Here is a 19967-nt window from a genome sequence, read left to right on the forward strand (position 1 = left end):
AATCCCCGATCCCGACTCCCGAATCCCGGCCCCATGAGCGTCCTGCGCTTCGACAACGTCAGCAAGCAGTATCCGGGCGGCCACGTCGCGCTGTCGGACGTGAGTTTCGATGTCGAGGCGGGCGAGATGCTGTTCGTCACCGGCCATTCGGGCGCCGGCAAGAGCACCCTGCTCAAGCTGATCCACCTGTCCGAGCGGCCCAGCCGCGGCGCGGTGCTGTTCGCCGAGCGCAACCTGATGAAGGTGCGCGGCCGCCGCGTCGCGCTGCACCGGCGCGACGTGGGCGTGGTGTTCCAGGACCACCGCCTGCTCACCGACCGCAGCGTGTTCGACAACATCGCCCTGCCGCTGATCCTGCGCGGCATGCGCCGCGGCGAGATCGGCAGGCGCGTGCGCAGCGTGCTCGAGCAGCTGGGCCTGGGCGAACGCGAGCGCGCGTTGCCCACGCAACTGTCGGCCGGCGAGCAGCAGCGCATCGGCATCGCCCGCGCGGTGGTCAGCGAGCCGCGCCTGCTGGTGGCCGACGAGCCGACCGGCAACCTCGACCCCACCCTGTCGGCCGAGATCATGGCGCTGTTCGCCTCGCTGCCCGAGCGCGGCACCAGCGTGCTGATCGCCAGCCACGACCTGGGCCTGGTCAAGCGCATGAAAAAACGCGTGCTGGTGCTCGACCACGGCGTGCTTGCCGACGACATCTCGCCGGAGGACCTGGCCGATGAGTAGCAAGGGCGGCAACTCGCGCATCGGCACCTGGTTCGACCACCACGTCTACAGCTTCGTCGCCAGCCTCGGCCGCGTGCTGCGCAAGCCGTGGGCGACCGCGCTGACCGTCGGCGTGATGGCCGTGGCGCTGGCGCTGCCGCTGGGGCTGTGGCTGGTGCTGGGCAACGTGGAACGGTTCTCCGGCAGCGTGCAGCAGTCGCGCGAGATCAGCGTGTTCCTCAAGCAGGACGTGGCCGGCGACCGTGCCACCGCACTGGCCGAAGAGCTGCGCGACCGCCGCAACGTCGGCGACGTGCAGCTGCTGACGCCCGAGCAGGGCCTGCAGTCGCTGCGCGACAAGGGCGTGCCGGCCACCGCCATCGACGCGGCCGGCGACAACCCGCTGCCCTACGTGCTGGTCGTGACCCCCGCCGGCGACGAGATGATGCTCGCCGCGGGCCTGGAGCAACTGCCCGAGGCCGAGCTGGTGCAGCACGACACCCAGTGGCGCGAGCGCCTGGACGGCTGGCTGCGCTTCGGCAGCCGCGTGGCGTGGGTGCTGGCCTTCCTGCTCGGCCTGGGCGCGCTGCTGGTGGTGGGCAACACGGTGCGCCTGGACATCCAGTCGCGGCGCGAGGAGATCGGCGTGCTGCAGCTGCTCGGCGCCACCGACGGTTTCATCCGCCGGCCGTTCCTGTACCTCGGTGCGTGGTACGGCATCGGCGCCGGCGTGATCGCGCTGGGCCTGCTGGCAGCCGCCGGCCATGCGCTGCGCGAACCGCTGGCGCAGCTGGCTGCCAGCTACGGCAGCAGCTTCGAGCTCACCGGGTTCACTCCGCAGGTCGCGCTGGCGGTGCTGGCCGGCGCGGTCGTGCTCGGCTGGCTCGGCGCGGGATTCGTCACCGGCCACTACTTGCGCCAGACGCGCCCGACGCAGACATGAGCGAGGCCGGCGACAAGCGCAGGCACGACCTGCGCCACGTGGCCAGCGACGCGCCGCGGGTGATGGTGGTCGACGGCTCGAAGCTGGTGCGCAGGCTGATCGGCGACGTGCTGCACAAGGAGCTGCCCAACGTCGAGGTCGTCGGCTGCAGTGGGCTGGCCGAGGCCGGCGAGGCGCTGCGGGAGGCGGAGGTCGACCTGGTCACCACCGCGCTGGTGCTGCCCGACGGCGACGGCATGCAGCTGGCGAAGGCGGTGCGCGAGGCCGCGGCGCAGCGCTACGTGCCGGTGATCGTGGTCTCCGGCGATGCGCAGTCGCGCCTGGAGTCGCGCAGCTTCACCGACGACGTCACCGACTACTTCGACAAGTCCCACGGCCACCAGGCGCTGGCCGCGTTCATCCGCGGCTACGTGCAGCCGGCGCCGATCCCCGACGCGCACGTGCTCTACGTCGAGGACAGCCGCACGGTGGCGATTGCTACCACCCGCATGCTCCAGGCCCAGCAGATGCGGGTCACGCACGTGCCCAGCGTCGAGGACGCGCTTGAGTTCCTGCGCGCGCAGGCGGCAAGCGACGATGCCCCCGGCGTCGACCTGGTGTTGACCGACGTGTACCTGAAGGGCGAGCTGGACGGACACGACCTGCTGCGCGCGATCCGCAACGAGTTCGGCTACGGCAAGCGCCGCTTGCCGGTGCTGGTGATGACCGGCGACGCCAATCCCGACAACCAGTCGGTCCTGCTGCGCGAGGGCGCCAACGACCTGGTGCTCAAGCCGATCGAGGAGCGGCTGCTGGTGACCAAGGCGCTGTTCCAGCTGCGGCTGGCGGGATTGCACGGACGGGGAACGAAGTAGTGCGCCCGTGCTCCCCATTCCTCGTGGAAGCGGCTCCGGCCGCGAGCTTTGGCTCCCTCACCTGCGAGGGAGGGTTGGGGAGGGGTGCCTTTGGGATCAGCCCGAACCGTGGCAACCCCCTCCCAACCTCCCCCTGCCTTCGCAGGGGGAGGGGCCAAGGCAAAAGCTCGCGGCTGAAGTCGTTCCTGCAAGGATGCATGCGGGGATCCTGATGCCCGGTGACCGCATCAAGCTCGAGCCATCCTGGAAGTCGCGCATCGGCGACTACCTGCAGCGCGATGACATGCAGGCGCTGTCGGGCTTCCTGCGCGAGCGCCACGCCGCCGGCGCGCGGATCTTCCCGCCGGCGCGGCAGATCTTCGCCGCCTTCGACGCCACGCCGTTCGACGCGGTGAAGGTCGTCGTCCTGGGCCAGGACCCGTACCACGGCGCCGGCCAGGCGCACGGGCTGTGCTTCTCGGTGCGGCCGGGCGTGCCGGTGCCGCCGTCGCTGGACAACATGTTCAAGGAAATCCGGCGCGACCTCGGCATCGAACGGCCCGACCACGGCTACCTGATGCCGTGGGCGCGGCAGGGCGTGCTGCTGCTCAACTCCGTGCTCACCGTCGAGGAAGGCCGCGCCGGCTCGCACCAGGGCAAGGGCTGGGAGGGTTTCACCGATCACGTCGTCGAAACCCTGAACCGCGAGCGCGAGGGCCTGGTGTTCCTGCTCTGGGGCAGCTACGCGCAGAAGAAGGGCGCCGTGATCGACCCGCGCCGGCACCGCGTGCTGAAAACCACGCATCCCTCGCCGCTGTCGGCGCACCGCGGCTTCCTCGGCTGTGGGCATTTCTCTGCGGCCAACGCGTACCTCGCGCGCAGCGGCCAGGCGCCGATCGACTGGTCGCTGCCGCCGCGCGCGCAGCTCGAAGAAGCCACATGAGGACGGTCACCGCCACCCGCTACGTCACCCCGCTGCGCGAGGGCGGTTCGCTGCCGGCGGTGATCGAGGCCGACGACGACGGCATGTACGTGATGAAGTTCCGCGGCGCGGGGCAGGGCGCCAAGGCGCTGGTCGCGGAAGTCATCGCCGGAGAACTGGCGCGCCTGCTCGGCCTGCCGATCCCGGAGATCGTGCTGGTCGAACTCGACCCCGACCTGGCGCGCACCGAGCCGGACCCCGAGATCCAGGACCTGATCCGCGCCAGCGGCGGCACCAACGTCGCGCTCGACTACCTGCCCGGCGCGATCAACTTCGATCCGCTGGTCGAGCAGCCCGATGCGCTGCTGGCATCGTCGATCGTCTGGTTCGACGCCCTGGTCGCCAACGTCGACCGCACCGCGCGCAACACCAACCTGCTGCTGTGGCACCGCAGGCTGCACCTGATCGACCACGGCGCGGCGCTGTACTTCCACCACGACTGGGCGAGCGCGGGGAACGCCGCCGCGTCGCCGTTCGCGCGCATCGCCGACCACGTGCTGCTGCCGCTGGCCGCGCGGCTGCGCGAAGCCGACGCGGCACTCGCCGCGCGCATCGGCGACGACGACATCGAACGCATCGTCGCGCAGGTGCCCGACGCCTGGCTGGCCGGCGAACCGATGTTCGCCGACGCGGCCGCGTACCGGCAGGCCTATGCCGACCATCTCCGCGCGCGGCTGCGCCAGCGCGACGCATTCGTCGAGGAGGCGATCCGTGCCCACGGCCATCTATGACTACGCGGTGATCCGCGCGGTGCCGCGGGTCGAGCGCGAGGAGTTCGTCAACGTCGGCGTGATCGTGTCGTGCCAGTCGACGGGCCTGCTCGAAGCGGGCATCGAACTCGACCCGGCGCGCGTGCGCGCGCTCGACCCGCATGTCGACCTCGACGCCCTGCGTGCGCACCTGGACGCGATTGCCACGATCTGCCGCGGCGGCCCCGGCAGCGGCCCGATCGGCGCCCTGCCGCCGCGTGCGCGCTTCCACTGGCTGACCGCGCGGCGCAGCTCGATCATCCAGGTCTCGCCGGTGCATACCGGGCGCAGTGATGATCCCGCGTCGATCCTCGAGGGGTTGCTGCAGCGCATGGTGCGGGTGGGCCGAGCCGGGATTCGGGATCCGGGATGACAACAAGGAGCGGGCACCGCACGCTCTTCCCGAATCCCGAATCCCAGCCTGAACGCTCCCGCCAACGCCGGCCCGACGGATGGGCGATGATGTCCGGCCCATGCGCGCGCAGGCCCGGTCCGCCATCCTGATTCCATGACGAACGTGCGTTATCGCTTCGGGCGCCACGCGCTGGACCTGGCCAAGCGCGAGCTGCTGCACGACGACGCGGCGGTGGCGCTGCCGGCGCGGGTGTTCGAGTGCCTGGTGCACCTGATCGAGCACCGCGAGCGCGCGGTGGACCGTGACGAGCTGGCGCAGGCGGTGTTCTCGCGCAGCGACGTGTCCGACGCGCAGCTGGCGCAGATCATCCTGCGCAGCCGGCGCGCGATCGGCGACGACGGCCAGGAGCAGCGCGCGATCCGCACGGTGCCGCGCTTCGGCTTCCGCTGGGTGGCCGACACCACCGTCGAACATGAGCCACCCGAACCTGGTGCGATCGCGGCGATCGAGGCTGCGCCAACGGATGTGATGCCAGCGGACGCAGCTGCGCCTCCGGCGCGGCCCCACGCACCGGAGTCCGTCGCCGACGCTTCTCCCGTGCCGGTCGCGCAGCTCCCTTCCACGCCACGTCACGGCCGCCGCATCGCGTTCGCAATCGCCGCGCTGCTGCTGGCGGTGCTGGTCGCGGCGTTCGCCTGGCAGCGTCGTGCGACACAGGCGCCGGGACCCGCGACGGCCGCCGCGACCGGCCAGCGCGCGATCATGGTGCTGCCCACGCGCGTCGAAGGCCCCGGCGACGTGGCCTGGGCGCGGCTCGGGCTGATGGACTACCTGGCCGACCGCATCCGCCGCGGCGGCCTGCCGGCGCTGTCGAGCGACACCACGCTGAGCCTGTTGCGCGACGCCGGTGACGCGGCGCACGCACCGGACGTACAGCAGCTGCGCGACAGCGCGCGCGTGGACTGGATCGTCGAAAGTCGCGCCAGCGGCGACGACGGCCGCTGGACGGTGCGCCTGCGCGCGACCGATCGCCACGGCCTGGTGCAGCGCGGCCAGGCGCAGGGCGAGGAGTTGCTCGATGCCGCACGCATCGCCGGCGACCGCCTGCTGGCAGCGCTTGGCGGCGACGCGATTGCCGCCGGTGACGAACCGGCGCCGGACCTGGAGGAACGCCTGCAGCGCGCGCGCTCGGCGATGCTGGCCAACGAGCTCGACACCGCACGCAGGATCCTCAACGAGGCGCCCGAGCTGCAGCGTTCGCGGCCGCAGCTGCGCTACCGGCTGGCGCAGGTCGACTTCCGCGCCGGCCAGTACCAGCGCGGGCTGGCCACGCTCGGCGACCTGCTCGATGGCGGCGCGGCGCGCGACGACCCGATGTTCCGCGCGCGGCTGCTCGGTTCGCGCGGTGCGATGCTGATCCGGCTCGACCGCTACGCGGACGCCGAGAAGGACTACGACGCCTCGATCGCGCTGCTCGAACGCCACGGTTCGCCGGTGGAGCTGGGCAACGCGCTCAACGGCCGCGGCGTGACGCGCTCATCGCAGGGGCGCTTCGAGCAGGCGCTGGCCGACCTCGGCCGCGCCCGCGTGCAATTGCTGCGCGGCGGCGACGCGCTGGCGGTGGCGCGCGTGGACGCCAACCTGGGCAACCTGGAGATGGACCGCGAGCGGCCGGCGCAGGCGGTGGGCTACTTCGAGAAGGCCGCGCGCGATTTCGAATCGATGGGCGCGGTCAACGAGCTGGCCGGGATCAGCGGCATGCTGGTCACCGCGCAGCTGCAGCTGCTGCAGCCCGAGGCCGCGCTGGAAGAAAGCGGCCGCGCCTGGGCACTGCTGCCGCGGATCCGCGACCCGGCCCAGCGCGCCAACATCCTGCTCGGCCGCGCCGAGGCTTTGCTCGCCGTCGGCCGCCTGGCGGAGGCGGGCGCGCTGCTGGCCAAGCCGGAAGCCGCGCGGGTGGTGCCGGGAGACTACAAGCGCCGCGACTACCTGCGCATGGAGCTGGCGCGCCAGTCCGGCGACCCGCGCGCGGTGCTGGAGATCGCCGACGCCGCACTCGACGACTGGCCGCCCGAACGCCGCCCGCGCCTGCGCGCCTGGCTGCAGCTGCGGCGCGGGCAGGCCGCGCACGCGCTCGGGCTGCCGTTCGCCGACGACGCATTGACCGGCGACGCCATCCCGCGCCAGATCCTGCGTGCGCTCCGTGCCGGCGACGCCGGCGAGCCCGGCTACCGCGCCGCGCTGGAATCGGCCGAGCAGCGCGCGATCCCGATGGAAATCGCCGAAGCCGTCGGCGCCTACGCGCGCTGGCGCCTGGCGCAGGGCCGCACGGCCGAAGCCGGTGGCCTGGTCGGCCGCGCCGCGCCCTGGGCCGAGCGCGACTTCGGCCTCGCCCTGCTGCAGGTCGAGCTGTACGCCCGGCTCGGCCAGCACGAGCAGTGGGAAGCGGCGCTGGCGCGCGCGCGGGCGCTGGCCGGAGAGCGGCCGATCCCGCCAGCGCTGCTGGCGCCACTGCCGCCGGCCGCCGTAGCCGGCCCGTAAACCGCTGATCCAACTCGGGAAATCTCCCGGAAACAAGATCGTCATCGAACTGGAATGACAGCGCGGCGACCGCCGTTGCAGCGTCCGGTGGCTGGCATCCGTTCCAGTCCCGCCTGCCCCCGCAGGTCCCTGACGTTCCGTTCCGAGGGAGAAACGATGATCCGTACGCCGCTGTACGCCGCGCTGCTCGTGGCCCTGTCCCAGCCTGCCTTCGCCCAGTCCCCCGCTTCTTCCTCGCAGCCCGCGCGCGTCGACGTCTCCCCCGCGTCCGCGCCGGTCGCCGAGGCACCTGCCGACGCCGACTGCCGCGCCCGCCGCGACGAACGTGGATCGCCGCGTGCGACCGCCGCGGCGGATGCCTGCACCGCGGCCCTCGAATCCGCGCGCGGCCCCGCCGACCGCCTGCCGCCCAGGCGCGCAGCCGGCGACGCCGACCACTACTTCGCCGCCGACGGCGCCGCCGACGGCAGCGACGACGCGCAGGCGACCGGCGAGAATGCCGTCGCCAGCGGCGCAGGCAGCGTCGCCGGCGGCTACCGCTCGGTTGCCACCGGCCACCACGCGCAGGCCGGCGACCAGTGGGGCATTGCGGTCGGCAGCGAAAGCACCGCGGCGGGGCTCGGCGACGTGGCGATGGGCGCCAAGGCGAAGGCCGAGGGCGGCTCCAGCGTCGCGATTGGCGGCGCCTTCAACACCTTCGCCGGCTGGGAATACACCGCCGCCACCGGCACCCAGGGCGTGGCGGTCGGCGCCGGCGCCAAGGCCAGCGGCGACTACGGCACGGCCGTGGGCCCGGTCGCGCGCGCCACTGCGTTCGCCACCACTGCGATGGGCAACTTCGCCCTGGCCAGCGGCGAGAACGCCACGGCGCTGGGTGCCGCTTCGTATGCCAGCGGTGACTTCGGTGTCGCCGTGGGCATCGCCAGCACCGCCGAAGGCGCTGCCAGCGTCGCGGTCGGCCCGGGCGCCACCGCCATCGGCGTGCGTGCCAACGCGCTGGGCAGCGATGCGGTCGCCGCGCGCGACTACAGCACCGCGGTGGGCGACGAAGCCGTCGCCGCCGGCCACGCCGCCACGGCCGTGGGTACCGGCTCGCGGGCGGAGAGCGCCAACAGCACCGCGCTCGGCGGCGCCTATTTCGTCGGCGTCGAGGACGACGGCAGCGGCGGGACGGGAGAGTTCGTGCAGACCACCGCCAGCGCACAGGGCGCGACCGCGGTCGGCGCCGGCGCCCGCGCCAGCGGCGAGAACGCCTCGGCCACCGGCACGCTCAGCGTCGCCGAAGGCATCGACAGCACCGCCAACGGTTTCCAGGCCGCGGCCCAGGGCGAGGACAGCACCGCGCTGGGCTCGGACGCTCTGGCCGAGGGCGACTACACCACCGCGATCGGCGCCACCAGCAGTGCGCTCGGGCTCGGCGCCTCGGCGTTCGGCAGCGGCGCGGTCGCGGTCGGCGAGTTCAGCATCGCCTCCGGCTACGGCAGCGTCGCCAGCGGCACCGACGCCGCGGCCTATGGCGGCAGCGCCGAAGCCAGCGGCGAATCGAGCCTGGCCGTGGGCGGCGTGCGCACCGTCGAGGACGAGGACGGCAACGCCGTCCAGTCGAACACGGCGGCGTCCGGCGAGGACGCCACCGCGCTCGGTGCCGGCGCCAGCGCGTCCGGCACCTGGACCATCGCGGCCGGCGCCGGCGCGCAGGCCGGCGGCGAGTACGCCAGCGCCTTCGGCGTGGAGTCCGTGGCCACCGGCATCCAGTCCACCGCCATCGGCTACCGCAGCAGCGCCGCGGACCTGGGCACCGCCACTGGCGGCTACGCGCTGGCTTCCGGCGTCGGCGCGTCCGCCTACGGCTACGGCAGCAATACCAGCGGCGACTATTCGGTCGCGGTCGGCGGCCCCGGCGACATCGTGCTGTTCCAGAGCGGCGGCGGTTTCCCGAGCGGCAACCTGGTCGGCACCACCGCGGTCGGCATGGGCGCGAGCGCCTTCGGCCCGGCTGCCTACGCCAACGGCGCGCTGGTGACTGCGCTGGGCGCCGGCGCGGTTGCGCAGGGGCACATGGCCATGGCGCTGGGTGCGATCAGCGCGGTCGACGCCGACTACGCCACCGCCATCGGCAGCCGCAGCATGGTCGGCGCCAACTACGGCATCGCGATCGGTTACGCGACCAGCGTGGCCGCCACCCATGGCGTTGCGATCGGCACCGGGTCGGCGGTCGCCGCCGACGGCGGCGTCGCGCTCGGCGTCGGCAGCCGGGTGGAGGGCGCGAACGCGATCGCACTGGGCGCGGGATCGCTGGCCGATCGCGATGATGCGGTTTCGGTCGGCGGCGCCGGCCACGAGCGCCAGATCACCAATGTCGCCGCTGGCACGCAGGACACCGACGCGGTGAACCTCGCGCAGCTGGACGAAGTGGCGAAGACGGCCGACAACACCGACTACTTCTTCAAGGCCAGCGACGATCCTGATTCCGACAGCGTCGGCGCCTGGGTCGAAGGTGCCAACGCCACTGCCGCCGGCGAGGCGGCCAGCGCGATCGGCTTCGGCGCCACCGCGTTCGGCAGCGGCGCGATGGCGCTGGGCGAACTGGCCACCGCCAGCGGCTACGGCGCGGTCGCGTCGCAGAAGTGGAGCGTGGCCTACGGCGTGGGCAGCCAGTCCACCGGGCAGAGTGCGACCGCCATCGGCGGGCAGATGGTGGTGATCAACGGCGACACCTGGGAGGACGAGATCTGGTCGACGACCGCCTCCGGGCAGGAATCGACCGCGATCGGCACCGCCGCACGCGCCACGCAGTACGGCAGCACCGCGGTCGGCGTGGTCTCCGAAGCCAGTGGCGAAAGCTCGACCGCCATCGGCCAGGCAGCGACCGCGCGCGGCGACTGGAGCGCGGCCCTGGGCGGCGGCGCACGCGCGTACGGCGTGTTCAGCACTGCGCTCGGCAATCGCGCGCAGGCGCGAGGCGACCGCACCATCGCCATGGGCGGGTTGTCCGTGGCCGAAGGCACGGAGAGCCTGGCGTTCGGCGGCCTGTCGGCCACCGGCGGCGTGCAGAGCGTCGCGCTGGGCTGGAACAGCATCGTGTTCCCCGACGCCAACGGCAGCATGGCGCTGGGCGCCAACAGCGAGGTCGCGCCGGGCGTGACCAACGCGGTGGCGCTGGGGGCCGGTTCGTACGCCGACCGCGACAACAGCATTTCGGTCGGCTCGCCGGCGCGCAACCACAACGGCCAGCTGCCGGGCGACATCGCCGCCATCGACCGCCAGATCACCCACGTCGCCGCGGGCACCGAGGACACCGACGCGGTGAACCTGGCCCAGCTGCAGGAAGTGGCCAAGACCGCGGACAACACCGACTACTTCTTCAAGGCCAGCGACGACCCGGACAGCGACAGCGTCGGCGCATACGTTGAAGGCGCCAACGCCACCGCGGCCGGCGAGGCGGCCAATGCGATCGGCTTCGGTGCCACCGCCTTCGGCAGCGGCGCGAACGCAATCGGTGAACTGGCCACCGCCAGCGGCTACGGCAGCGTCGCCAGCGAGAAGTGGGCGACGGCCTACGGCGTCGGCAGCCAGGCCACCGGGCAGAGCGCGACCGCCATCGGCGGGCAGATGACGGTGATCAACGGCGATACCTGGGAAGAGGAAACCTGGTCGACCGAGGCCTCCGGGCAGGAGTCGACCGCGATCGGGGTCGCCGCGCGCGCCACCAACTACGGTTCGGTCGCGATCGGAGCCGTGTCGGAAGCCAGCGGCGAAAGCTCCACCGCCATCGGCCCGGCCAGCACCGCGCGCGGCGACTGGAGCGTGGCGATCGGCGAACAGACCCGCAGCTACGGCGTCTTCAGCACCGCGGTCGGCAACTGGTCCGAAGCGCATGGCGACCGCAGCGTGGCGATCGGCGGCATCGCTCTGGGTGAAGAAAACACCGCGGTCGGGCAGATGTCGGGTAGCGACGGCGTCGGCGCCAGTGCGTTCGGCCGCCAGGCCCGTGCGCGCGTCGACTACAGCACCGGCCTGGGCTACGAGAGCGACGCCTACGGGCAGAACAGCGTCGCGCTCGGTGCGTACTCGGTCGCCGACCGCGACAACACCGTGTCGGTCGGCAGCTCGGTAAGCGATCCGGCCAGCGGCGTGGCGCCGTTCGACCGCCAGATCACCAACGTCGCCGCCGGCACGCAGGACACCGACGCGGTGAACCTCGCGCAGCTCAACGAAGTGGCCGACGGTGCGGCGGAAACCGGCAAGTACTTCCAGGCCAGTGGCAGCGCCGACAGCGACGCCGGTGCGTACGTAGAGGGCGACAACGCGGTCGCCGCAGGCGAGGCCACCAACGCCACCGGCGCGGGCGCCTCGGCGTTCGGCGGCGGCGCCAACGCGATCGCCGATAACGCCACTGCGCTGGGCTTCAACGCATTGGCCGCGGGCGATTCGTCCACCGCCGCCGGCGGCGACCTGCACTACACCTACTACGACGCCGAGCTGCAGGAGGAGGTCACCATCGAGGGCACCACCGCGGCCACCGGCGTCGGTGCGGCGGCGTTCGGCGCCGGCGCGCAGGCCACCGGTGATCTGACCACCGCGCTCGGCGCCAACGCCAGCGCCAGTGGCATGTGGGCGACCGGACTCGGCTCGCGCGCCAACGCCGCAGGCGAAAGCGCGGTGGCCGTCGGCGACAGCGCCCAGGCCACCGGCGACCAGAGCACCGCGGTCGGCGGCAGCCGCCCGGCCGGCCCGAACCTGGGCCACGTCGCCACGGTTGCCTCGGGCGTGCGCGCCTCGGCGTTCGGCGCGGCGTCGCAGGCGACCGGCATCCAGTCCACCGCGCTGGGGTGGAACAGCTTCGCCACCGAAGCCAACGCCACCGCCGTGGGCGAATCGGCCTTCGCCAACGCGCGCTGGTCGACCGCGATCGGTGGCTCGACCTTCGCCGACGGCGAGAACGCGGTCGCGCTCGGCTTCTACGCCAAGGCCATGGGCGACAACAGTGTTGCCCTGGGCACCGGTTCGGTGGCCGATCGCGCCAACGCGGTTTCGGTCGGCGCCGGCCCCAACATCGACGGCTTCGCCGAGGAGCGACAGATCACGCACGTCGCCGCCGGCACCGAGGACACCGACGCGGTGAACAAGGCGCAGCTGGACGAGCTCGCCGGGCAGGTGGGCGAAACCAACCACTACTTCGCCGCCAGCGGTGCGCAGGACGGCAGCGACGACGCCACCGTCAACGGCGAAGGAACGCTCGCGGCCGGGAGCAACGCGGTTGCCGGCGCCAACGGTACGACCGCCGTCGGTGCGAACAGCAAGGCGGCGAAGGTCAGCGGGTCGGCGTTCGGCAGCAATGCCCACGCCGCCGGCACCAACGCCACCGCGCTGGGCGCCAACACCCAGGCGCTGGCGGCCACGGCCTCGGCGCTGGGTTCCAACGCACAGGCGCGCTCGAACGGTTCCACAGCCGCCGGCTACGACGCACGCGTGCTGGAAGCCGCGACGGACGGCACCGCGCTCGGCGCACGGGCACAGGCCACGGCCGCCAATGCGGTCGCGCTGGGCGCGGGCTCGGTCGCCGACCGTGCCGACAGCGTCTCGGTCGGCAGCGTTGGCGGCGAGCGGCAGGTCACCAACGTCGCCGCCGGCACGCAGGACACCGACGCGGTCAACCTGGGCCAGTTCAACGCCGCGCTCGAGGACGTCGACGCGGGCCTGGCCGGTGCGGTGAAGTACGACGACGAAGACAAGTCGACCCTGACCCTTGCCGGCGACGGCGGCACCACCATCGCCAACGTGGCGCCGGGCATGCTGTCGACGACCAGCACCGAGGCGGTCAACGGCGCGCAGCTGTTCGGCATGGGCGATTCGATGGCCCAGTTCCTGGGCGGCGGGGCGTCGATGGGCGCGGACGGCTTCAGCGGTCCGTCCTACATGATCCAGGGCGGCAGCTACTACAGCGTCGGCGACGCGCTCGGTGCCATCGACGGTGCGATCAGCGGCATCGACAGCCGCCTGAGCGCGCTGGAAACCGGAGCCGGCTCGACGGATGCCACCACGCCTGCAACCGCCGCCAGCGGAGGCGCCCGGCAGCCGGTCGACGACCGTGTCGCCGGCGGTGACACGCCGGCCGGTCCGTCCCGCGACGCCGGCACGACCGGGACCCCGGCGCCGTCGGGCGGCACCGGCCCGGTCACCGGCGGCCAGTCGGCTCCCGTGGCGCAGGCCCCGGTGCCGGCGGCGCTCGACCAGGAGACCCTGGACTCGGCCAACGCCTACACCGACACCACCGCCACCAAGACGCTGGCGTCGGCCAATGCCTACACCGACACGAAGTTCAATGCACTGGACGACCAGTTCCAGCAGCTGAGCGACAACCTCGGTGCGCGGCTGAGCCAGCAGGACGAGCGCATCGACCGCATGGGCGCGATGAGCTCGGCGATGATGAACATGGCGATGAACGCCGCCGGCGGACGCAGCGAACGCGGCCGAGTGGCGGTCGGTGCCGGCTGGCAGAACGGCGAAAGCGCCCTGTCGGTGGGCTACTCGAAGCAGATCGGCGAACGCGCGTCGTTCTCGATCGGCGGTGCGTTCAGCAATGGCGACAACTCGGCCGGCATCGGTTTCGGGTTCGACCTGTAGCGCCCTGCGTGGCCCGCGTCGCCGGTCCCACCGGCGGCGCGACGCACGCCGCCGGCCTGGCCGAGCCTTCTCCCGGCGCGGCCAACGGCGACGCGGACCACGACCTTTTCTTCCTTCAGCCCCGGCCTCGTCCGGGGTTCTTTTTTTTGGTTCTTCGCATTCCGGGGATGCGCGGCCGGGCCAGTCGCGCGGGTTCCGGTGGTTCGCGGCGCGAAAAGCACGTCGGGGATGTAACCCCGACCTACGGCTGCCCAACGAACCCCCGATCCGGCTGCTACGCGCCCGACGGCGCGCCTGATCGACGCGGGAACCCCGCCCCACGGACGCGGTCGAAGACAGCTCACGGCCCCGGGACGCCCCGGCTGCACCCTCGATGCTGTCCCCCGGTTTGCAGGGGCCGCGTTTTAGGTTAAGCGCCCCCAGACCCGATCGACTGTTCCATGAACGGAACGCTGGGAACTTCCCTTTTCGTTAGCAGTCGTATATGGACACTGCTAAAATGACGCCCATGACCGCAACCACGTTCAATCAAGCCCTCGTCCCCAACAACCTGCCGGTGCCCAGCGCGCTCGGCTCGCTGGACGCCTACATCGGCGCGGTGCACCAGATCCCGGTGCTCTCCGTCGAGGACGAACAGGCGCTCGCGCACCGCTTCCGCAACGAGGAAGACCTCGACGCCGCCCGCGAACTGGTGCATTCGCACCTGCGTTTCGTGGTGCACGTCGCGCGCGGCTACAACGGCTACGGCCTGCCGCTCGGCGACCTGATCCAGGAAGGCAACATCGGCCTGATGAAGGCGGTCAAGCGCTTCGACCCGGAAGTGGGCGTGCGCCTGGTCAGCTTCGCCGTGCACTGGATCCGCGCCGAGATGCACGAGTACATCCTCAAGAACTGGCGCATCGTCAAGGTCGCCACGACCAAGGCGCAGCGCAAGCTGTTCTTCAACCTGCGCAAGAGCAAGAAGCGCCTGGGCTGGTTGAACGCCGAGGAAGTGCGCGCCGTGGCCGCCGACCTCAACGTGTCCGAGCGCGAGGTGCTGGAGATGGAGTCGCGCCTGTCCGGCCGCGACATCGGCTTCGACGCGCCCGCCAGCGAGGACGACGACCACGCCCCGCCGTCGCCGTCGGCCTACCTGGTGACCAACGACGAAGACCCGTCCGAGGCCTACGAGCGCATGGACAGCGAGGACCACCAGCTGCAGCTGCTGCGCGAAGGCATGAGCCGGCTGGACGACCGCTCGCGCGACATCATCAGGCGCCGCTGGCTGGACGACGACAACAAGGTCACCCTGCAGGAACTGGCCGACGAGTACGGCGTCTCCGCCGAACGCATCCGCCAGGTCGAGGCGAACGCGCTGAAGAAGATGAAGGCGTTGTTTGCGGCTTGAAGCCGGGATTCGGGATTCGTAAAAGCAGGACGCCAGGCGGCGATTGAAGTGCATGACGACGGCCCGGGAAACCGGGCCGTTTCCGTTTGCGGGCAATCCGCGCGGAGGGCATCGCCCATCGCCCGGGATTCATCGCTCTTCCGAATCCCGAATCCCGAATCCCGAATCCCTGCCCAGGATGATCCGCGCCGCGCGCTGGTAGCTCCAGTACGCCCAGGTCCAGTTGAGCATCACCACCAGCCGGTTGCGGAAGCCGATCAGGAAGAAGATGTGCGCGGTGAGCCAGAACCACCACGCCAGCGCGCCCGACAGTTTCAGCTTGCCCAGGTGCACCACCGCGGCCATGCGGCCAATGGTCGCGAGGTTGCCGTAGTCGCGGTAGCGGAACGCCGCCGCCGGCTTGCCGGCGATGCGTGCGCGGATCGCGTTGGCGACGTGGCGGCCCATCTGCTTGGCCGCCGGCGCGACGCCGGGCACCGGCTTGCCGTCCTGCTGGACCGAGGCGAGGTCGCCGGCCACGAACACGTCGGGTTTGCCGGGCACGGAAAGATCCGCCTCCACCTGCACGCGCCCGGCGCGGTCGAGCGGAACGCCGAGCGCGCGCGCCAGCGGTGATGCCGCCACGCCTGCGGCCCACAGCACCGTGCGCGCGGCGATGCGCTCGTCGCCGAGCAGCACGCCGTCGGCGTCGATCGCGTTCACCGGCGTGCCGGTGCGGACCTCGACGCCGAGCTTCTCCAGCTGCCGGCGCGCCTTCCCTGACAGCGAGTCGGGGAAGGTCGACAGCACCCGCGGCCCGGCTTCAAGCAACAGCACGCGCGCGTCGCGCGGCTCGATGTTGCGGAATTCGCGCTTGAGCGTGTGCCGTGCGATCTCGGCCAGGGTGCCGGCCAGCTCCACGCCGGTCGGCCCGCCGCCGACGATGGCGAAGGTCAGCAGCGCCTGCTTCGCGGCCGGGTCGCGTTCCGCTTCCGCGCGCTCGAACGCGGACAGGATCCGGCGCCGGATGTGCAGCGCGTCGTCGAGCGTCTTCAGCCCCGGTGCGTGCGCGGCCCAGTCGTCGTGGCCGAAATAGGCGTGGGTGGCGCCGCTGGCCAGCAGCAGGTGGTCGTAGCGCAGCGCGTCGCCGCGTTCTAGCCGTACCTCGCGCGCGGTGGTGTCGATGCCGGCGACCGTTTCCATCAGCACCGTCACGTTGCGCTGCCACTGCAGGATGTGGCGCAGCGGCGCTGCGATGTCCGGTGCCGACAGTCCGGCGGTGGCGACCTGGTACAGCAGCGGCTGGAACAGGTGGTGGTTGCCGCGGTCGAGCAGGGTGACGCGCACCGGCGCCTTCGCCAGCGCGCGCGTCGCCCACAGGCCGGCGAAGCCGCCGCCGATGACGACGACGTGCGGCAGGTCGCTGCCCGGGTTCCGGCTGCTGTCCATGTGGCCTCGTGATCGCGGGGGTGGCGCAATGATGCCGGTTCGCGCGTCGTGAAGCAGGCAGCGGTGGCGGGAGGTGGCGGTGGCGCGATGCCCATCGCCAGCGCGTCGCGGCGCGGGGGGCGGTTGCGCTAGGCTCTTCGCAACCACCGCCCGGACCCGGCCATGCCCGACAACGAAAAACGCATCGCCCTGCTGATCGACGCAGACAACGCGCCCGCATCGAAGATCGACGTGATCCTCGCCGAGGTCGCGCGCCACGGCGAGGCCAACGTGCGCCGCGCCTACGGCAACTGGAAGAGCCAGCACCTCAACGGCTGGGAGAAGGTGCTGCATACCTACGCGATCCGGCCGATCCAGCAGTTCGCGTATTCCACCGGCAAGAACGCCTCGGACATGGCGATGGTGATCGACGCGATGGACTTGCTGTACGCGCGCAACCTGGATGGCTTCGCGATCGTCTCCAGTGACGCCGACTTCACCCCACTGGTGATGCGCCTGCGCAACGACGGCGTCGCGGTCTACGGCTTCGGCGAGGAGAAGACGCCGGAGCCATTCGTCAAGGCGTGTTCGGTGTTCCTGTACCTCGAAAAGCTTGGCGAACCCGAGGCGCGCGACGTGGCCACCACCACCACGAAGGCGCGCACCATGCAGCAGTTGCAGGGCGACGCGGCGCTGGTGCGCACCCTGCGCAACGCGATCGATGCAGCGCAGGGCGACGACGGCTGGTCGCACCTGGGCGCGGTGGGCAGCCACATCAGCAACCAGGGCTCGTTCGACTCGCGCAACTACGGCTACCGCAAGCTCAGCGACCTGATCGAGGCGACGGGGCTGTTCGAGGTGCGCAAGAACGGACAGCTGCTGTCGGTGCGGGCGAAGAAGCCGGCCGCGCCGCGGAAGCAGGCGCGGAAGAAGGCGGCCGGTTGAGGCAAGGCAGCCGACGCAGGAAGGACAACAAGCGCGATCGTAGGATGGGTAGAGCGCAGCGAAACCCATCGTTCTCTCCACCGGCCGGTGATGGGTTTCGCTGCGCTCTACCCATCCTACGTTTGGTGTGATGCGCTTCGGCTAGTACAGATCCACCGGGTCCACGTCCAGCGACCAGCGCACCTTGCGTGCTTCGGGCAGTGCATGCAGCGCCGGCACCACCGCGTCGAGCGCGGCGTGCAGTTCGCGCCGCTGTACAGCCGACACCAGCAGCTGCGCGCGATGCATGCCCGCGCGCCTCGGCATTGGCGCGGGCAGCGGGCCGTGCAGTTCCAGCCCCGCGGCAGCTTCCTGCTTCGAGCCCGTCGCCGCGAACGGCAGCAGCAATTCCTTCGCCGCGCGCAGGAACTGCATCGGCGCATCGACATGCTTCGCTTCGGCACGCAGCAGCGCCAGGTGCGCGAACGGCGGGAAGCCGGCCGCCTCGCGCTGCATCAGCTCCCCGTCGGCGAACGCGTGGTAGCCGCCATGGACCAGCGTCTGCAGCAACGGATGATCGGGATGGTGGGTCTGCAGCAGCACTTCGCCGGGCTTGTCGGCGCGGCCGGCGCGGCCGGACACCTGGACCAGCAGCTGCGCGAGCTTCTCGCCGGCGCGGAAGTCGGCCGAGAACAACCCCTCGTCGATGCCCACCACGCACACCAGCGTCAGGTTCGGCAGGTCGTGCCCCTTGGCCAGCATCTGCGTGCCGACCAGCACGCCCGCGTTCGTCCCGAGCGATTCGAAGTGCTTCTCCAGCGCACCCTGGCGACGCGTGCTGCCGCGATCGATGCGCAGCACCGGCATGCCGTCGAAGCGTTTCGCCAGCAGTTCCTCGATCCGTTCGGTGCCGATGCCCTGCGGCTGCAGCGCCAGGCTCGCGCAGTCGGGGCAGGCCAGCGGCACGGACTGGCGCGCGCCGCAGTGGTGGCACTGCAGGCGGCGGCCGCCGGCGTGCACGGTCATCGGTGCGTCGCAGCGCTTGCACTGTGCGCTCCAGCCGCAGTCGTGGCACAGCAGCACCGGTGCGTAGCCGCGACGGTTCTTGAACACCAGCACCTGGCCGCCGGCGTCGAGCGCCTTGCCGGCCGCGTCGAGCAGGTCGTTCGAAAGGCCGGCGTCGAGTGGCCGCTTGCGCACGTCGAGCACGCGCACGCGCGGCGGCTTCGCATCGCCCGCGCGGCGCGTGAGGCGCAGGTGCGCGTAGCGGTTGGCGCGCGCGTTGTGCAGCGATTCGAGCGACGGCGTGGCGCTGCCCAGCAGCACCGGCACGCCCAGCGCCTTGCCGCGCACCAGGGCGAAGTCGCGTGCGTGGTAGCGGATGCCGTCCTGCTGTTTGTAGCTGCCGTCGTGTTCTTCGTCGATGACGATCAACCCGGCTTCGGGCAATGGCGTGAACACCGCCGAGCGCGTGCCGACCACCACACGCGCCTCGCCGCGCAGCGCCGCGGCCCAGGTGCGCGCGCGTTCGCCGTCGTTCAATCCGGAGTGTGTCGCGTGCACCGGCACGCCCAGGCGCGCGCGGAAGCGCGACAGCAGCTGCGGGGTCAGGCCGATCTCCGGCACCAGCACCAGCGCCTGCCTGCCGCGCGCCAGGCAGTCGGCGATCGCCTGCAGGTAGACCTCGGTCTTGCCGCTGCCGGTGACGCCGTCGAGCAGCAGCGCGGCGAAGCCGTCGACGGCGTGGATGGTTTCGATCGCCGCGGCCTGCTCGGCGTTGGGTTCCGGCCCGGGTTGCGGCGTGGGCGCCAGCCGCGATGCGGGGATCGCGATGCGTTCGACCAGTTCGCGCTTGGCCAGTGAACGCGCCGCGCCGCGCCAGTCGTCCATCAGTCCGGCGAGTGCGTCCTCGTCGCGCGCGGCCTCGTGCAGCAGCTCCGCCAGCCGTCGCGGCCGGCTGCCGCCGCGCAGGCCGGGCAGGGCGGTCGCACCGGCTTCGGTCAGTCGCCACGCCCAGGCGTGGGTGTCGGGCAGCGGTTCGCCGCGGCGCAACGCGGCGGGCAGTGCGGTGGCCAGCACCTCGCCCAGCGGCGCGTGGGTGTAGCGCGCCAGCCAGCGCAGCGAGTCGAACAGTTCGCCGTGCAGCAGCGGCGCGTCGTCGAGGCAGGCCAGCGCCTCGCGCAGCGCGGGCGTGTCGCCGGCGGCCGTACCGACACCCGCCACCACGCCGACCAGTTCGCGCGGCCCGAACGGTACCCGCACCCGGCAGCCGACAAGATCCGGCGCCGCCGTCATTCCCGCCGGTGCGCGGTAGTCGAACAGGCGCGGCAGCGGCACGGGCAGGGCGACCTGCAGGACGGATGCGTCGGCGGACATCGCGGAAGTCTAGCCGCCCGTGACGCCGGTCACCGTCGCACACGCGGTTGCGTGCGATAGCTCGCTCCGTTCCGATCTATGACGCGCAAGTTACCGCGGTGCCTGGGGTTTTTCCTTTATCCACACCGCATGTGGATAACT

Annotated in this window: 12 protein-coding genes; 10 read left to right on the forward strand and 2 right to left on the reverse strand. The window is 72.0% G+C overall.

What is annotated here, in order from left to right:
• Positions 1-33 precede the first annotated feature (33 nt).
• The 9 genes from ftsE to rpoH all read left to right on the forward strand — a co-directional run bounded on the left by ftsE (position 34) and on the right by rpoH (position 15119).
• Positions 34-723, forward strand: coding sequence for a cell division ATP-binding protein FtsE (ftsE, locus tag ACFONC_RS09655; RefSeq protein WP_386743550.1), 690 nt, complete (start codon positions 34-36; stop codon positions 721-723).
• Positions 716-1645, forward strand: a complete 930-nt coding sequence (gene ftsX / locus ACFONC_RS09660) for a permease-like cell division protein FtsX (RefSeq protein WP_386743552.1) — start codon at positions 716-718, stop codon at positions 1643-1645. The genes ftsE and ftsX overlap by 8 nt, the downstream gene beginning before the upstream one ends.
• On the forward strand, positions 1642-2499 hold the full coding sequence (locus ACFONC_RS09665) for a response regulator (protein ID WP_386743554.1): 858 nt from the start codon (positions 1642-1644) through the stop codon (positions 2497-2499). Before ftsX ends, ACFONC_RS09665 begins: the two co-directional genes overlap by 4 nt.
• A 211-nt stretch (positions 2500-2710) precedes the next feature.
• On the forward strand, positions 2711-3421 hold the full coding sequence (gene ung / locus ACFONC_RS09670) for a uracil-DNA glycosylase (RefSeq protein ID WP_386743556.1): 711 nt from the start codon (positions 2711-2713) through the stop codon (positions 3419-3421).
• Positions 3418-4191, forward strand: a complete 774-nt coding sequence (locus tag ACFONC_RS09675) for a HipA family kinase (protein WP_386743558.1) — start codon at positions 3418-3420, stop codon at positions 4189-4191. Before ung ends, ACFONC_RS09675 begins: the two co-directional genes overlap by 4 nt.
• The gene (locus ACFONC_RS09680) at positions 4172-4582 is read left to right on the forward strand and encodes a DUF3037 domain-containing protein (protein WP_386743560.1); all 411 of its coding nucleotides are present in this window, start codon (positions 4172-4174) and stop codon (positions 4580-4582) included. Before ACFONC_RS09675 ends, ACFONC_RS09680 begins: the two co-directional genes overlap by 20 nt.
• Before the next feature lie 135 nt (positions 4583-4717).
• Entirely contained in the window at positions 4718-7105 is a 2388-nt protein-coding gene (locus tag ACFONC_RS09685; protein ID WP_386743562.1) for a winged helix-turn-helix domain-containing protein, read from the forward strand.
• 156 nt (positions 7106-7261) lie between these two features.
• Positions 7262-13732, forward strand: a complete 6471-nt coding sequence (locus ACFONC_RS09690) for a YadA-like family protein (RefSeq protein WP_386743564.1) — start codon at positions 7262-7264, stop codon at positions 13730-13732.
• Between the two features lie 499 nt (positions 13733-14231).
• On the forward strand, positions 14232-15119 hold the full coding sequence (gene rpoH, locus ACFONC_RS09695) for an RNA polymerase sigma factor RpoH (protein WP_386744635.1): 888 nt from the start codon (positions 14232-14234) through the stop codon (positions 15117-15119).
• Between the two features lie 129 nt (positions 15120-15248).
• Here rpoH and ACFONC_RS09700 read toward each other — a convergent pair whose 3' ends face one another.
• Positions 15249-16547 carry an NAD(P)/FAD-dependent oxidoreductase gene (locus ACFONC_RS09700; protein WP_386743566.1) on the reverse strand — a complete coding sequence of 433 codons (1299 nt, stop codon included), beginning with the start codon at positions 16545-16547 and terminating at the stop codon, positions 15249-15251.
• A 162-nt stretch (positions 16548-16709) separates the two neighbouring features.
• Here ACFONC_RS09700 and ACFONC_RS09705 point away from each other — a divergent pair, with 162 nt between their 5' ends.
• Entirely contained in the window at positions 16710-17471 is a 762-nt protein-coding gene (locus ACFONC_RS09705; protein WP_386743568.1) for an NYN domain-containing protein, read from the forward strand.
• 141 nt (positions 17472-17612) lie between these two features.
• Here the strand turns inward: ACFONC_RS09705 and ACFONC_RS09710 are convergent, their stop codons facing one another.
• The gene (locus ACFONC_RS09710; RefSeq protein ID WP_386743570.1) at positions 17613-19826 is read right to left on the reverse strand and encodes a primosomal protein N'; all 2214 of its coding nucleotides are present in this window, start codon (positions 19824-19826) and stop codon (positions 17613-17615) included.
• Positions 19827-19967 lie beyond the last annotated feature (141 nt).

The sequence above is a fragment of the Luteimonas soli genome, assembly GCF_042648865.1.
In the GTDB taxonomy this organism is placed as follows: Bacteria; Pseudomonadota; Gammaproteobacteria; order Xanthomonadales; family Xanthomonadaceae; genus Luteimonas; species Luteimonas soli.